Source organism: Gluconobacter morbifer G707 (assembly GCF_000234355.1).
GTDB classification, from domain to species: domain Bacteria; phylum Pseudomonadota; class Alphaproteobacteria; order Acetobacterales; family Acetobacteraceae; genus Gluconobacter; species Gluconobacter morbifer.
This window is the reverse complement of sequence record NZ_AGQV01000007.1, coordinates 1-14,169: the sequence shown is the minus strand read 5'-3', so window position 1 is coordinate 14,169 and position 14,169 is coordinate 1. Positions and strand designations below refer to the sequence as shown.

The following is a 14,169-nucleotide window of genomic DNA, read 5'->3' as shown; positions in this document are numbered from 1 at the left end:
GGCGGGAGAGGGATCAGCGGTCCGTCAGACGAAACTCGATCCGCCGGTTGCGGGCGTAGGCCGAAGCCGTGTTGCCCATGTCCAGCGGCTGGTAATCCGCAAAGCCTGTCGCCGCAAGGTGACGGGGGCTGATGCCTTCGGCGATCAGCAGCTTGACCACTGTAATGGCGCGCTCGGACGAGAGTTCCCAGTTGCTGTGGAAGGCGCTGTCATGGATGGGCTGTTTGTCCGCATGGCCATCCACGCGCAGGATCCACGGCAGGTCGGCGGGAATATTGCCTGCAACCTGACGGAACGTGCGGGCCAGCGTCCTGATCTCGTGGACGCCTTCCGGTGTCAGGTCTGCACTGCCGGGCGGGAACAGGACCTCGGACTGGAAAACGAAGCGGTCTCCGACGATTTCCACGCCTTTCTGGTCTTTCAGGACCGTTCTGAGCCGTCCGAAGAATTCCGAGCGGTACTGTCTGAGCTGGTTGACCTTGTCGGCCAGGGCAAGATTCAGCTTGGTGCCGAGATCCTTGATCTGGGCGTCCTTGGTCTGCTCGTTTTGCTTCTCGAGGTCGAGGGCGTTGCTGATGGCCTGAAGCTGGCGCGTCAGTTCCTCGATCTGGGTCTGAAGATCGGAAATCCGGCTGGTCTGTTCCTTGCCGGAGGTATCGGCCGCAGCGAGAGCCTGATCCCGGCTCTGAAGCTGGCCTGTCAGGGTTGCGATCTGGGTAGAGAGCGACTGAAGCTGGGCAGTATTTTTCTGTTTTTCGTCGGACAGGGTTGCCACTGACGCTGTCAGGGTGCGGTTTTTATCCTGCGTCAGGGACAGCATGTGCGAAAGTTCGGCCAGCTGCTTCTGGAGGGCGTCCAGTGTGTGTTCCCGACGTGTCAGGGAAATGGAGAGGAACTGCTGTCCCACCACGAAGACGAGCAGAACGAAGGTCACGACCATCAGCAGCGTGGACAGGGCGTCCACGTAGCCGGGCCATGCGTTGAGGCTGCTCTGGGAGCTGCGTCTGCGCCGAGCCATGAGGGTTAGCCCTGCGCGCCGCTGGAGGGCGATCCGCCATGCGTCTGTCCGGAGGCGGCGGCGATGGTGCGTGCCAGGACGCGCAGGTCATTGCGGATTTCACCTACCGTATAGGCCCGGCTCTGGTGCAGGTCCTCGATCAGGCGGCTGAGATGGCTTTCGATCCGCAGCAGGGGCGTTCCCTGGGAGCCTGGCTGTCCATCCTCGTTCAGATGACGCAGGACGGGAAGGAGGGCGCTCTGCGTTTCCGCCGTGCGGGTCATGACCTGCTGGTTGACTTTCAGCAGTTCGGTAATGCCGCGCAGGCGTTCCTGAAGGGTGTCGAGAAGCTGGATCTCGCGGACGCGCCCTTCTTCCGTCCGGGAGACGGCGTTCTGGAGGGTTTCGAGGTTTTCGGCCGTCTGTTCCAGAAGAGCCTGCACATAGGCCGGCACGGGCGCGCCGCCATCATGATCGAGCGACATGCTGCCACCGAGGCGGGTCTGGCCGGCAAGCCATTCTTCCAGATCGTTGAAAAAGCGCGTCTGGGCCTGTCCGGCGGTCAGGTCGAGGAAGCCGAGGACGAGGGCGCCGGCCAGACCGAACATGGAACCGGAAAACGCCGTGGACATGCCCGCCAGCGGTCCGGCCAGCCCGGTCTTGAGCTGGTTGAACATCACGTCCAGATCTCCGTTGCCGGTGGACATGCCACCGATGACGGATGCAATGGAACTGACGGTCAGCAGCAGGCCGTAGAATGTTCCCAGCAGGCCCAGGAAGATCAGAAGCTGGGTCATGTACCGGGAGATTTCCCGGCTTTCATCCAGACGAGAGGACAGGCTGTCGAGCATGGCCTGTGTGGTCTGGGTGGAGAGCGAGAGGCGATCGGTCCGGCTGCGCGCCAGCATGCTGGCCATGGGGGCGAGCAGGCGGGGAGGATTGGGAGCCGACAGGCTGGCGCGGGACTGGCGGATCGCCTCGACCCAGCGGACTTCCGGCATGAGCCGAAGGACAACCTGCACGTTCCAGACGATCCCCATCAGCAATACGGCCAGGATGACTGCGTCCAGCTTGGGATTCGCCGTGAAGGCCTGGAGCAGGGTCGTGGTCATCGAGGCGGCGAGAAGAACGACGGCTGCGAGGAAAATCCCCATCCGCAGCAGGTATGTCGTAGGGCGTGTCACGGCGTGTCTTTCCTCTTCCTGGCGTTATGGCATGCCGTTTGCTGGGGTGGCGGAAGCCGGTGCGGCGGTCGGAGCCGGGTTGGTTTCAAGTGTAATGTCGAGGCGGTCGCCCGGGGCGGTGTCGCCCTTGTCGGGGCGGCCCAGCGCGCGTGGATAGATGCGTGTCGTTGCGACGTCAGCATGAATGAGAACGGACCGGATGGCCAGTACGCGGGCGAGGGAAATGCGCCGTGGCATTGAAATGTCATCACCCGGCAGCGTTGCGTATGCGCGTAGGATGACACGCGTATCGGGCCGGGCGGCCAGCCGGACGCCATAAGCGCTGATGGCCTTGAGGCTCGCTTCGTTCAGGGAGGAGTCATTGGGGGCGAACAGGACGCGCAGTCCATCATCCGGCAGGGGGGCCGTGCTGCTTTTGGCGTCGGGGACGGCTGGCACTGCCATGGGAGGGACGGGTGCATGCGTCTGGATCGGCACGAAGGGGGGCGGGAGAACGACTGGCGGCGGCGGTGCAGCCGGAACGGCCGGGACGGTGGTGCGTGCCGGCTGGGGACGTGCCGCGGTGGTTGTGCCGAATGGGGACGCGGCTGGAGAGGCCGATGTATTCTGTCCACTGGCCGTGTGGGTGGGATGGGCCGGGGCCGGTTGTCTGGTTTTGCTGCTGGCATGTCTGGCAGGCGCGGCATGCTGCGCTGTCTTGTGCGCCGGAGCAGGGGAGGCCGGTTTGCTCTGGGGAAGGTCATCCAGATTGCTGGTGACCTGCGCGGATGAGTCAGAGAGCGGGAAGCAGGCCAGAACGGCCGCCAGCGGAAGGAAAGAAAGGATCGGCCTGTACATGACGGGGCCGATCCTAGACGACGCTTCACACCCCCGGCAATGGGGCCAGTGAAGCGTGAGTACAGTTTTCTCAGGGGCGGTTCAGGGCTTCATGCACAATGGCGCGAAGCGGACCGTGAAGCTGGGGGTTTCCCGCCACGACGTTGACGTTATCGTCCAGATCCTGAAGTTCTTTTCCGTCCGGGTCCGTGGCGTAACCGCCAGCTTCACGCACGATCAGGAGGCCGGCTGCGCAGTCCCACGGTTTGATGCCGAATTCCCAGTATCCATCATACCGGCCGGCTGCGACCCAGGCGAGGTCCAGCGCGGCGGCGCCGAAGCGGCGGATGCCCGCGACCTGTGGCATCAGCGCGCCGAGGACCCGTGCGAATGGCAGGCGCTGGCTGCTGGGGACCTTGGCGAACGGAATGCCTGTGGCGAAGAGGGCTTCGTGCATGTTCCGGCGGCCGGAGACACGCAGGCGGCGTTCGTTCAGGAACGCTCCGGTGCCTTTTTCGGCCCAGAACATCTCGTTCGCGGCAGGATTGTAAACGATGCCGGCGGCCAGTTCGACCGAACCGTCCGGCAGGCGCCGCTGGAGGCCGATGGAAATGGCCCAGTGCGGGATGCCGTGCAGGAAGTTGGTCGTTCCGTCCAGCGGATCGACGATCCAGCGCCACGTCCAGTTGTCCCCGCCCGAAGCGCCGGTCTCTTCCATCAGGAAGGCGTAGCCCGGGCGTGCACGGGCGAGTTCCTCGCGGATGGTGGTTTCTGCGCGCATGTCAGCCTGGGAGACAAAATCTCCCGGGCCCTTGATGCTGACCTGAAGTTGCTCGACCTCCGTGAAGTCACGGAGCAGGCGGCGGGCGGCCTTCTGCGCCGCGTTCTGCATGACGGCCATGTGCGGGGAAAGACGCATGAAATCAGTCCTTGGCGCGTTCGACGTAGGAGCCGTCTTCCGTGCGGACGACAACCCGCTCGCCAGATTCGATGAAGGGAGGAACCAGCGTCTTGACGCCGTTGGACAGGACGGCCGGCTTGTAGGAGGAACTGGCTGTCTGGCCCTTGACCACCGGATCGGCTTCCGTGATCTCGAGCGTGACGTGTGGCGGGAGTTCGACGCCTACCGGGTCGCCTTCGACCAGCTTGACGTTCAGGGGCATGTTGTCCTGGAGGAATGCGAACTGGTCGCCGAAGATGTCTTTGGGCAGGATAAGCTGCTCGAAGGTCTCGGGGTCCATCAGGACGACGTTGTCACCGTCCATGTAGGAATAGATGTAGTCCTTGTCTTCCGTCAGCAGACGTTCCACGGAATCAGCGGTCCGCCAGCGTTCGTTGGTCTTGTTGCCCGTGTTGAGGTCGCGCATTTCGACCTGGATGAAGGCGCCGCCCTTGCCGGGGGTGATGATCTGCTGCTTGAGGACCGTCCACCGGCGACCGTCATGCTCGATGACCTGTCCGGCACGGATAAGGTTGGCTTGCTGTTTCATGCTTTGGATGTCCTGACCCTGTGGAAGGGGATTTCTGTCACGTCTCGTGGGCTTCTAGCGCCGCAGCGGGGAGAGAGGCAAGGCGCAAGACCGTTCTGGAGGCCGGAACTGCTCAGCAAACTGTGAAGCGGGGATGGCTTGGGTGTCGTTGCGGTTCAGTCCATGTCGTTATGTGTACTGCCCCAGTTCCGGGGCAGGTTTCAGGAGCGTCTTCATGTACGATATGAAAAACCTCTCCCGTCTGCCTCATCTTGAAGCGAATGCATCCGAGGGGATGAAAGCCTTCTGGGCGTTCGATCATGTCGCTTTCGCCGAGGGCGAGGTCAGCGCCCTGACCAAGCAACTTGCCGCGGTGGCCGTCGCCCTGACGACCCAGTGCCCCTACTGTATCGAACTGCATACCAAGGCCGCCCGTGACGCCGGGGCCACAGATGCGCAGCTTTCGGAAATTGCTCTTGTGGCGGCCGCTATCCGTGCTGGCGGAGCCATCACGCATGCAACGCACATGTTTGCGTCTTCGGAAAAATAACCCGGTCCCCGGTCTCCGGTTTCAGGTCTTTTCTGGAAGCGGGGTCTGTTCCGCGGGCAGGAGACCCTGAACCTGATCGCAGCCTAGCCTGGTAAGGAGATCGAGCCGGGCGCGGCTGTGTACGCCTGTTGCGGTGACGGAGAGCCGGAGGCCGTGTCCGAGATTGATGATGCCTTTCATGATCTGCCGGGATGTCGGGTCGTCCAGTCGGGTCAGCAGGGAGACTGGAACCCTGGCGCGGTCGAAATCATGGGCCTGCACGCAGTCGAGGCAGAGATGACCCACCCCGAAATCGTTCAGGGCGAGGTGAAGCCCCAGCAGTTTCAGGCGATGGAGCAGAGGGATGACTTTTTTTCGGGGCGCCTGAAAGATGTGATCGCTCATGCCCAGTTCCAGCCGGGAAGGCGGGAGTCCAGTTTTCTTCAGGATGGCGGCCACGGCTTCCGGGAAACTGTCCTGCCGGAACAGGCTGGCATTGAGGCTGACGTTGATTTTCAGGGGAGCGGGCCATGATACGGCCATCCTGCAGGCGTTTTCGAGAATGGACAGTCCCAGAAGGCGGCTCAGACCGGCCGTTTCGGCGAAGGCCTGCAACCGGTCCCGCTTCAGGAGGCTTCCCGGGGTGTGTTCCCATTCCACCAGAGTATCATATCCCCACAGTTTCCCTGTCAGACAGTCCAGAACGGGCTCGTAGCTGAGGGACAGGGTTCCGTTTTCGATGGCTTCCGTGAGGCTTTTTGCCGTGTGCTGGTTTTCTTCCAGCTTCTCATGCATGGCGGATGTGAAGAACAGCCATCGGTTCCGGCCGTGGGTCTTGGCCTGAAGCAGCGCGGCGTCGGCGTTTGCCAGAAGGGCTTTTTCCGTCAGTCCGTCTTCCGGGAAAAGGGCGATCCCGATGGAGACGCCGGTTTCCGCCAGTCGTCCTTCGATGTCGTAGGGCGTACTCAGGGCGGTAAGAATCTTGCGGGCCGTCTTTGCGACGGTCTCCCGGTCGACGGGAGGGTCCATGAGCAGGACGAATTCGTCGCCTCCGATCCTGGAGAGTGTGGTCTGGCTACCCGCGCAGGCCTGTATGCGTTCGGAAATCCGTTGCAGGAGAAGATCACCGGCGGCATGGCCCAGGGCATCGTTGATCTGTTTGAACCGGTCGAGATCCAGATACAGGATGGCGAAGCGGGTGCTGGTCTGCCGGGCGTGGAGAAGGGCTTTCTCCATGCGCTGGTGCAGAAGGGTGCGGTTGGGCAGACCGGTGAGGCTGTCGTGATGCGCCATGTGACGGATATGGGCTTCCTGCTGCCGCAGACGTGCGAGACTGCGCATGGCCAGGAGATGGGCGGTCCGTCCCTTGTAATCGGTTCTGCTCAGAACGGCTTCGAAAGGCAGCACCGTTCCGGCCGCGGAGACGGCGTCCACCTCGAACGGGCCGGTCATGGCCCTTGTGTCCTGCATCCGTGAGGTCAGCATGCTGACGGAGACGGCGGGGAAGGTGGTCTGGAGGGGCTGTCCGATGAGGCGGCTTATGGGAAGGTTCAGTTCCCGGCAGAACATGCCGTTCGTTTCCACGATCCGTCCGTCCTGAATGACCAGAAGCGCTTCCGTCGTCATGGAGGTCAGGTGTTGCAGGCGCAGGGTTTCCACCTGGGCCAGCCGGCTGATGTTACGGTCGATCAGCAGGAAGGATGTGCCGTAAACCAGCAGGGCGAGATTGAGCAGCAGGGGAGCGACGAGCCAGAGCGCGCCCCATGGGAACATCATGTGCCGTGTTCTGCCGAACAGGGGCAGGGGAAATGCGGCGCCCTGAAGCAGGACGCACCAGAGCAGACAGGTCAGTCCGGCGAGGCATAAAAGCGTCGTGGAACGGGAGGGGCGCTGGAAAAACCGGGCCAGCAGCAGGCAGTCCAGAAAACAGACGGGGAGCAGGGCGATTGAAAACGGCCCCAGGAACCTGCTGGGTTCGGTGAGGCCGTTCCACAGGAGGCTGCGGCCCAGAAAAAGGACCACCCAGAGCAGGATGCTCCCGAAAAGGATGTTTCTGAAATAGGGGGACGGGCGCCGGCAGACAGAGAGGGCTTCGAAAAAGCCGGCACACAGGAAGGCAGATGCGAGGGCAAGGCAGAGCAGCATTCCGGGAGGTGTCTCGGACTGCCAGAAGGGAGCAACGTCCGCGCATGCCGTCGTGAAGGCGACGGAGAATACGACGGCGCTGGCCGTCTGCCAGAATGTTCCGGATTCGATCCAGAGCGAAGGCTGTCTCAGGCGGCTGGCGAAAGCAAGTGCGACCCCGAGGCCGGATGTCGCGGAAATCCCTGTGATGAACAGGTAAAGTCCTTCATTGCCATGAAACAGGTGCCCGATGACATCGTTCAACTTCGCGTCTCCTCGCCGGGGCGGGTCAGGGGAGTCTGTAGCAGAAAGGTCAGGAAGCGACGAGCGCGACAGGGTCCCGGGTCATATGCAGGATTTTTCGTCAGGTGAAAGTACAGACTGTTCCGTCCGGAGCGCGAACGGCGCCCTTGTCGTCAGGGAGCAGGTAATCCGGTCCGACCGGAACCTTTCCCTTTCCGCCGGGGATGTCGATGACATAGGTGGGCCAGGCCAGGCCGGTCACCCGTCCGCGGAGAGAGGCCAGAAGTTTCCGGCCTTCCTCCACCGGGACATGGAAATGGCCTGTTCCTGCCGCGGCATCCAGATGATGCAGGTAATAGGGTTTGACCCGGGCCGTCACGAGGGCCCGGAGCAGGGCTTCCAGCGCGGCTTCCGTGTCGTTGACGCCGCGGAGCAGGACGGATTGCGACAGGACCGGAATGGCGCGCGCCAGAACGGAGCGAATGGCTTTCCGGGCATCTTCGGTGATTTCCCGGGCATGGTTGGCATGGATGACGAGCCACATGGCGCGGTCCGTTTCTAGGGCATCCAGCAGTTCCGGGGTCAGGCGTACCGGATCGGCGACGGGAATGCGGGAATGGATGCGGATGGTTTCGATATGAGGCATGGCGGAGAGAGACTGGACGATGTGCCGCAGCCGCCGTGGGGCGAGCATCAGCGGGTCTCCGCCCGTCAGGATGATTTCCCGGATCGCCGGGCGTTCCCTGATCCATCCCAGGGCCTGTTCCAGTTCGGCGTCGCTGAGCAGGCCGCCGGAAGGGCCTACATGTTCGCGCCGGAAGCAGAACCGGCAGTAAAGGGGGCAGACCAGCAGCGGCTTGAGGAGCGCACGGTCTTCATAGCGGTGGACGATGCCGGGAATGGGCGAGAGGGCATCGTCGCCGATGGGGTCGAGCAGTTCGTAAGGCCGGGTCTCCAGTTCTCGGGCGTCCGGAATGACCTGACGTCCGATGGGGTCATCGGGTGTGTCGATCAGGGAGAGCAGAGCCGGGGGGATGGCGGTTGCAAAGGTTTTTGCCACGTCTTCCAGCGCGGGGCGGTCCGCTTCCGTGGCCAGTCCGGCCTGGATCAGGTCTGAAGGCGTGCGCAGGACGCGGCGTCTGCTGGATGTCTTGACCATATCGTGCATCTGTTGGCTCTAACGCTGTCTTTCCGTCTCTTGCAACAGGAACCGATCGCTCATGCCTGCTGATCCTGACCGTATTGCCGATCGTCTGCCCCTTCTGCGGCAGAGGGTGAAAATGACGCAGATGGCGCGTCGTTTCTTTGAAGAGCGCGGATATCTGGAAGTGGAGACGCCTTATGCGGTGCCGGTTCCCGGGGAGGAAGTCCATCTGCGCTGCTTCCGGACGGAGCTCGAGCGGCCGGACGGCAGCCGGGAGGCGCGTTTCCTGCATACCAGCCCTGAATTCGCGATGAAACGCATTGTGGCTGTCACGAAGCTCCCTGTTTTCCAGCTGGCGCGGGTCTGGCGGAACGGGGAGGCGAGCTGGACGCATGCCCCGGAGTTCACGATGCTGGAATGGTACCGGCCGGGGGCTGACCTGTCCTCGCTCATGGATGAAACGGAGGATTTTGTTCGCGCTCTCCTGCCGACGGACATTCATCGGAACGGAGACGTCATCAGTCTTGCCGGTCCGTTCGAACGTCTCACCATGGCCGAAGCTTTCATGCGGTATGTCGGGGCTGATCTTCTGGGAACGGCGGGAGACGCGGAGGCTCTGGCGCGGCAGGCCGGGGCCGTACTGCGTGAGGGGGAGAACTGGGAGGACCTGTTTTTCCGGCTTCTTCTTGAGCGGGTGGAGCCTGTTATCGGGCGGGAACGTCCGACTTTCCTGACGCACTGGCCGGCGGAACAGGCTGCTCTGGCGCGGCGTGATCCGCGGGACGGGCGGGTGGCGCTGCGGTTCGAGCTGTATCTCGGCGGGATTGAACTGGCGAATGCTTTCGAGGAACTGACGGACCCTGTTGAACAGCGTCAGCGGTTCGAGGCTGATCGGAGCCGGCGTCTTCAGATTGCGCCGGATCAGGACTGGCCGCTGGATGAGGCGTTCCTGTCCGCACTGGCGGAGCTGCCGCCCTGTTCCGGAATTGCGCTGGGTTTCGACCGGCTGGTCATGCTGGCAACGGCGGCTCCGGCGATCCGTGACATTTTGTGGTCATTGTGACCTTTTCTGAAACCTGGAAGAGTTTTTAATCTTTCCTTTGCTTCTAAAACGCTAGAACGTGACGCAAAAGAAACATGCCTTTTCCAGTACTGGAGCCGACCATGACCATGAAAACCACATTCAGACTGCTTTCGGTTGCGGCGCTCCTGACACTGTCAGCCTGTGATGTCCCGACCCTCCAGCAGCGGAAAGTTCTCGACTCGATGGTTGGGAAAAGTGAAGTGGATGTCGTGCGTCAGTTCGGTGTGCCGACCCGCAGCTATGACGCGGCCGGTCATTCTTTCCTCGCCTATATCGACAATGAAACCCAGTACTCTCCTGGCACCATGGGTGGCTGGGGAGGCGGTTGGGGGGGTGGCTGGGGAGGCTGGGGCGGTGGCTGGGGCTGGGGTGGTCCCGGCTGGGGCGGCTGGGGTGGCGACTGGGGCGGCTTTCCGCCCTCCTATTACAACACGACCTGCCAGACGACGTTTGAACTTGTCAGCGGACATGTCGTGGGCTGGACCATGCGCGGAGACGGGTGCTGAAAGACCTGACTTGCTCTATGCTCTGCCTTCCGTTTCACAGGATGGTAAAACCAGGCATGCATGAGCGATTCGTCTTTCCCCTTTCCTTCAGGGCTCCTGACCTGAAAACCGTCCTGAAACTGGGAAGCGGACTGGCGCTGGGACTGAGTCTTTCAGCCTGTCATGAGCCGAATGACCTGCATGATACGCACTGGTCCCACAACTATCAGGACAGTTTCGAGACGCCGAGCAGCACGAAGATGGCTTTCATGCCTTCCACGCTGTCCAAATCGTATGTGCCGCCGAAGGATGGCGCTCCGAACAGTGTTCTTGCCTATCACGCGCCGCCTTCTCCATCCTATGATGATCGTCCGCTGGACGAGAATATTGCCGCTTCGCAGGAACTGACCGACTATCTCGTGGCGATCCGTGCAACCGGTCTGATCCCGTGGATCTCGGGTCCGGGGCCTTATACGGTCTTTGCCATCCCCAATGCTGCGATGGAGCAGATGGCGGCCAAGTGGCATGGCGGTCTGATGGCGCCGGCCTATCGTGAGCAGCTGACCCATATTCTGGGCTACACCATTGCCTTCGGGAAATGGGACGAAGCCCGTCTCTGGCGGAAAATCAGCCGCCAGCATGGGCAGCCGGTCAGGCTTATAACGCTGTATGGTGATATTCTGACGGTCAGTGCGGCGTCTGGAACGGGAGAACTGCTCCTGAGCAATCAGGTCGGTCAGACCAACCGGCTCTGGGGACAGTCCTTTCCACAGTCCAACGGTGTCCTGTATTTCACGCAGGGCGCACTACTGCCGGTCGGGAAGGCGCCGGGATATCATCCCAGCTACCAACATTCAGGCGGCTAGGGCGCCGAGGATGGCGGTGAAGCGGGCTTCATCGCTGTCATCAAGCAGAAGCGGAATGGCGAGGAAATCGGCGCCTGCCTTGCGGGCGCTGACAGCGGCTTCCGGTGTCGTGATCTCTTCGGCCACGGCGGGCAGTTCCATGACGGAAACCCACCAGCGCAGGATATCCAGTTCCGTTGGGGTGAAAGCCACGTAATCGGCGCCCGTTTCTCCGGCCTTCATGGCGTCATCACGTGTCTGGCAACGGCAGCCGATCTGGATATCGCCTTCAAGCTGCTTGCGTAATGCCGTGAGCTGGAGTGGGTCCGGGGCATGCAGGCCGTCGGATTCGCCCAGCAGTTCTGGGACGGCGGTGGACAGGTCTGTTCCCACATCCACGATCAGGGCGACTTCGCTCTCGTGCAGGAATTTCAGCAATGTGTTGAGTTCGGTTTCGTTCAGCCGGTGATCGCCGGGAATGCGAAGCGCCGTGACTTCGGGATGCGCCAGGATGATCGGCAGGGTCGCCAGCATGTCGTCATTATCGAAACTGGCGGGAAGAACGGGATAAAGATCGCAGGATGTCGATGTCATGGCGCAAGTTTCGCAGATTGGCCGTTCAGGCGCCAGAAGGAAACAGGACGTGAGGGCGGAGGGCAGGGAAGAATGCGTTCCCTGTAGGCGGGAACGGTTTGCAGGGCTCTGATCTGTGCCTGGGCGCCCCGGCAGACGACCCATCCGATTCCGGCCTCAAGGGCGTTGCGTGCAATGGCGGGCGAGGCGCCGCAATCCAGAATGGACAATCCGGAACGTGAGCCCGTGACGGCGATCCACCAGGGAATTCCCACACTGTTGCCTGCGCCGGCGGGAGAAAGTGCAAGCCAGTTTCCGCATGAAGCGGCGGCAGTCAGAAGGTGCATGTCCTGACATGAGGAAATGTCATAGACAGGCCAGTCCTGAAACGGAGAGATGCTTGACGTTGTGGAAGGAACAGGGCTTTCCTGAGAAGACTGAAACGGAAGACACATGTCGGGCATTGAATGGCCTGAAAAATGCATGAACGGGAAGAGCGCGGCTTTGACAGGGCAGACAGGATCTCTTCAGGACGATAGGACGCTTGACCGTCTTGAGGAAGCGATAACACGTGTTACGGCTGCTGCGGACCGGCAGGAGCGTGCCCGGCAGCGGCTTGAAGACGCTTTGCGGTCCGGACCTGACCTTGAAGCGGTCGCGGGCAATATCGATGCGCTCTGTGTCAGGATCAGGGGCATTCTGGAACGGGGGGAGGGCTAGACATGGCACAGGTTTCCATCCGCCTGAACGGATATGTCTACAATGTTGGCTGCCAGGATGGGGAAGAAGCCCATCTTCATGCCATGGTGCGGCAGGTTGAAGGCTGGATTCACCGGGCACGCAGTCTGGGCGGGACGGCCAGTGAGTCCAAAACGCTGATGATGGCGGCCCTGCTGATGGCCGATGAGATTTACGAACTGCGGAAGCGGCCTCTTCCGGACGATATGACCCAGACGGTGGAACAGGCCAAAGCGCTCATCCGGGCGGATGCCCTGCGCCAGAAGCGTCTGGCCTCCCTGACAGAACGGGTGGAGGCTCTGGCCGGCGATCTGGAAAGAAGTGAGTGATCCGTCAAAGGAATTATTGAAGATTACGGTGTCCAGGCTCATATTGAAGGTCGGAGCTGCCTGGTGCGTCAGGCAAATCACCCCCCGGGCCGATAAGCATTCCTAAGGGAACTGGCTCTGTCGTGGCCCTGGTCACGTTAACCGGTGCCCACCTGCACTTGCAGGTCTAGGAGGGCTGAAAAGACCAACGGCTTTGGCGGCTCCACAGATTTCCCCTCTCGATCAGCAGAAAAAAGACCTCCGGCGACGTTTCGCACAGGAGCGTCACAGGCTGACGCCTGACGAGCAGGAGCGGCTGAGCGGTCGGCTTCTGGATGCTGTTCTTCAGACAAAATATCAGGTTATTGCCGCGGTCTGGCCTCTGCCCGGAGAGGTGGATCTGCGGCCATTCTGCCATCGGCTTCATGCTTCGGGACGGCAGGTCGCGCTTCCGGAAACGCCTCCGCGTGGCAATCCGCTGATTTTCAGGCAATGGACCCCGGAGACCATCCTGTTTGAGGGGCGCTTTGGAACGCAGTATCCGGATGGTGGGCTGATAAAGCCGGATCTTGTTCTGGTTCCGTTTCTGGCATTTGATCGTCAGGGGTTCCGGCTGGGATATGGCGGTGGCTATTATGACCGCACACTGGCGCAACTGCATGTTCCGGCAATCGGGTTTGGATATTCAGGTCAGGAAGTGAAAGAAATTCCTGTTGGTTCTTATGATGTTCCATTATCGGTTATTGTTACCGAGCAGGAAACCATACGTATAAAACACGAAAAAATGAAAGACTGACTGTTGAGATTACTGTTTCTGGGGGATGTTATAGGGCGAAGTGGTCGGGAGGCGATTATCCGGAATCTGCCAGGCTGGCGGCAGAAACTTGCCTTGGATCTGGTGGTGGTCAACGGGGAAAACGCTTCCCATGGTTATGGGCTTTCACCTGACATAGCGAAAAATCTGCTCAATGCGGGTGTGGATGTCATCACGCTGGGAAACCATGCCTGGGACCGGCGGGATATGATCAGCCATATCAATCAGACTCCCCGTATCGTGCGGCCTATCAACTATCCTGCCGGAACGCCGGGGCAGGGGAGTTATATTGTCGAGCTTGAGAGGGATCGCCGGGCGCTCGTCATCAACGTGATGGGGCGGATTTTCATGGACCCGCTGGATGATCCTTTCCGCACAGTTGGAGAACTGCTCGCCCGTCATCGTCTGGGTGTGACGGTTCATGCCATCGTTCTGGATGTTCACGCCGAAGCAACGAGCGAGAAAATGGGGATGGGCGCATTTTTTGACGGTCGCGTTTCACTGGTCGTTGGAACGCATACGCATGTACCGACAGCAGATCACCGGATTTTGCCAGGAGGGACGGCTTATCAGACGGATGCCGGCATGTGCGGAAATTATGACAGCGTTATCGGGATGGGGAAGGCGGCCTCGCTTCATCGTCTGGTTCGGAAAATACCTGGGGAACGTCCCCAGCCTGCGGAAGGTGAGGCAACGGTGTGCGGATTGATGGTTGAAACGGATGACTCCACTGGTCTGGCTGTCCGGGTGGCGCCTTTGAGAATGGGGGAACATCTGGCGCCGAACTGGCCGGATTTCTGAGGGGCGGAGAAAAAA

The 14,169-nt window shown here is 61.3% G+C and carries 17 protein-coding genes and 1 other RNA gene; 9 read left to right on the top strand and 9 right to left on the bottom strand.

Annotation, left to right across the window (positions count from 1 at the left end; translation table 11 throughout):
• Positions 1 to 13: 13 nt before the first annotated feature.
• From GMO_RS09705 to efp, 5 genes are all read right to left on the bottom strand, one after another.
• Positions 14 to 1,018, bottom strand: a complete 1,005-nt coding sequence (locus tag GMO_RS09705; RefSeq protein ID WP_040509078.1) for a peptidoglycan -binding protein — start codon at positions 1,016 to 1,018, stop codon at positions 14 to 16.
• A gap of 5 nt (positions 1,019 to 1,023) precedes the next feature.
• Positions 1,024 to 2,181: a hypothetical protein gene (locus GMO_RS09700; RefSeq protein WP_040509075.1), complete on the bottom strand. Its 1,158-nt coding sequence runs from the start codon at positions 2,179 to 2,181 to the stop codon at positions 1,024 to 1,026.
• A 24-nt stretch (positions 2,182 to 2,205) separates the two neighbouring features.
• The gene (locus GMO_RS09695) at positions 2,206 to 3,018 is read right to left on the bottom strand and encodes a hypothetical protein (protein WP_008852210.1); all 813 of its coding nucleotides are present in this window, start codon (positions 3,016 to 3,018) and stop codon (positions 2,206 to 2,208) included.
• 70 nt (positions 3,019 to 3,088) lie between these two features.
• Positions 3,089 to 3,916, bottom strand: a complete 828-nt coding sequence (locus GMO_RS09690; protein ID WP_008852209.1) for an inositol monophosphatase family protein — start codon at positions 3,914 to 3,916, stop codon at positions 3,089 to 3,091.
• Between the two features lie 4 nt (positions 3,917 to 3,920).
• On the bottom strand, positions 3,921 to 4,487 hold the full coding sequence (efp, locus tag GMO_RS09685) for an elongation factor P (protein ID WP_008852208.1): 567 nt from the start codon (positions 4,485 to 4,487) through the stop codon (positions 3,921 to 3,923).
• Between the two features lie 214 nt (positions 4,488 to 4,701).
• Between efp and GMO_RS09680 the strand changes: the two genes are divergently transcribed.
• Positions 4,702 to 5,016: a carboxymuconolactone decarboxylase family protein gene (locus tag GMO_RS09680; protein WP_008852207.1), complete on the top strand. Its 315-nt coding sequence runs from the start codon at positions 4,702 to 4,704 to the stop codon at positions 5,014 to 5,016.
• 21 nt (positions 5,017 to 5,037) lie between these two features.
• Here GMO_RS09680 and GMO_RS09675 read toward each other — a convergent pair whose 3' ends face one another.
• Complete coding sequence (locus GMO_RS09675; RefSeq protein ID WP_008852206.1) at positions 5,038 to 7,383, bottom strand: putative bifunctional diguanylate cyclase/phosphodiesterase; 2,346 nt, start codon at positions 7,381 to 7,383, stop codon at positions 5,038 to 5,040.
• A gap of 100 nt (positions 7,384 to 7,483) precedes the next feature.
• Positions 7,484 to 8,530, bottom strand: a complete 1,047-nt coding sequence (locus GMO_RS09670) for a lysine-2,3-aminomutase-like protein (protein WP_008852205.1) — start codon at positions 8,528 to 8,530, stop codon at positions 7,484 to 7,486.
• Positions 8,531 to 8,582: 52 nt separating this feature from the next.
• Between GMO_RS09670 and epmA the strand changes: the two genes are divergently transcribed.
• The 3 genes from epmA to GMO_RS09655 all read left to right on the top strand — a co-directional run bounded on the left by epmA (position 8,583) and on the right by GMO_RS09655 (position 10,941).
• On the top strand, positions 8,583 to 9,569 hold the full coding sequence (gene epmA / locus GMO_RS09665) for an EF-P lysine aminoacylase EpmA (RefSeq protein ID WP_008852204.1): 987 nt from the start codon (positions 8,583 to 8,585) through the stop codon (positions 9,567 to 9,569).
• A 101-nt stretch (positions 9,570 to 9,670) separates the two neighbouring features.
• Positions 9,671 to 10,096, top strand: coding sequence for a hypothetical protein (locus GMO_RS14430; protein WP_245528472.1), 426 nt, complete (start codon positions 9,671 to 9,673; stop codon positions 10,094 to 10,096).
• 56 nt (positions 10,097 to 10,152) lie between these two features.
• Positions 10,153 to 10,941, top strand: a complete 789-nt coding sequence (locus GMO_RS09655; RefSeq protein ID WP_008852202.1) for a fasciclin domain-containing protein — start codon at positions 10,153 to 10,155, stop codon at positions 10,939 to 10,941.
• On the opposite strand, the gene GMO_RS09650 is transcribed toward GMO_RS09655, so the two are convergent.
• Both GMO_RS09650 and GMO_RS13585 read right to left on the bottom strand, forming a co-directional pair.
• Positions 10,930 to 11,514, bottom strand: coding sequence for a thiamine phosphate synthase (locus GMO_RS09650; protein WP_008852201.1), 585 nt, complete (start codon positions 11,512 to 11,514; stop codon positions 10,930 to 10,932). The genes GMO_RS09655 and GMO_RS09650 overlap by 12 nt on opposite strands.
• Positions 11,511 to 11,840 (bottom strand): hypothetical protein, encoded by a 330-nt coding sequence (locus GMO_RS13585; protein WP_139064431.1) that lies wholly within the window; start codon positions 11,838 to 11,840, stop codon positions 11,511 to 11,513. The genes GMO_RS09650 and GMO_RS13585 overlap by 4 nt, the downstream gene beginning before the upstream one ends.
• A 106-nt stretch (positions 11,841 to 11,946) precedes the next feature.
• Between GMO_RS13585 and GMO_RS09640 the strand changes: the two genes are divergently transcribed.
• The 5 genes from GMO_RS09640 to GMO_RS09625 all read left to right on the top strand — a co-directional run bounded on the left by GMO_RS09640 (position 11,947) and on the right by GMO_RS09625 (position 14,154).
• Entirely contained in the window at positions 11,947 to 12,213 is a 267-nt protein-coding gene (locus GMO_RS09640) for a hypothetical protein (RefSeq protein WP_008852200.1), read from the top strand.
• 2 nt (positions 12,214 to 12,215) lie between these two features.
• Positions 12,216 to 12,560, top strand: coding sequence for a cell division protein ZapA (locus tag GMO_RS09635; RefSeq protein WP_008852198.1), 345 nt, complete (start codon positions 12,216 to 12,218; stop codon positions 12,558 to 12,560).
• Between the two features lie 50 nt (positions 12,561 to 12,610).
• Positions 12,611 to 12,767: non-coding RNA, 6S RNA (gene ssrS, locus GMO_RS13950), on the top strand.
• On the top strand, positions 12,754 to 13,335 hold the full coding sequence (locus GMO_RS09630) for a 5-formyltetrahydrofolate cyclo-ligase (RefSeq protein WP_008852197.1): 582 nt from the start codon (positions 12,754 to 12,756) through the stop codon (positions 13,333 to 13,335). Before ssrS ends, GMO_RS09630 begins: the two co-directional genes overlap by 14 nt.
• 3 nt (positions 13,336 to 13,338) lie before the next feature.
• Positions 13,339 to 14,154 carry a TIGR00282 family metallophosphoesterase gene (locus tag GMO_RS09625; protein WP_040509072.1) on the top strand — a complete coding sequence of 272 codons (816 nt, stop codon included), beginning with the start codon at positions 13,339 to 13,341 and terminating at the stop codon, positions 14,152 to 14,154.
• The last annotated feature ends 15 nt before the right edge of the window (positions 14,155 to 14,169 follow it).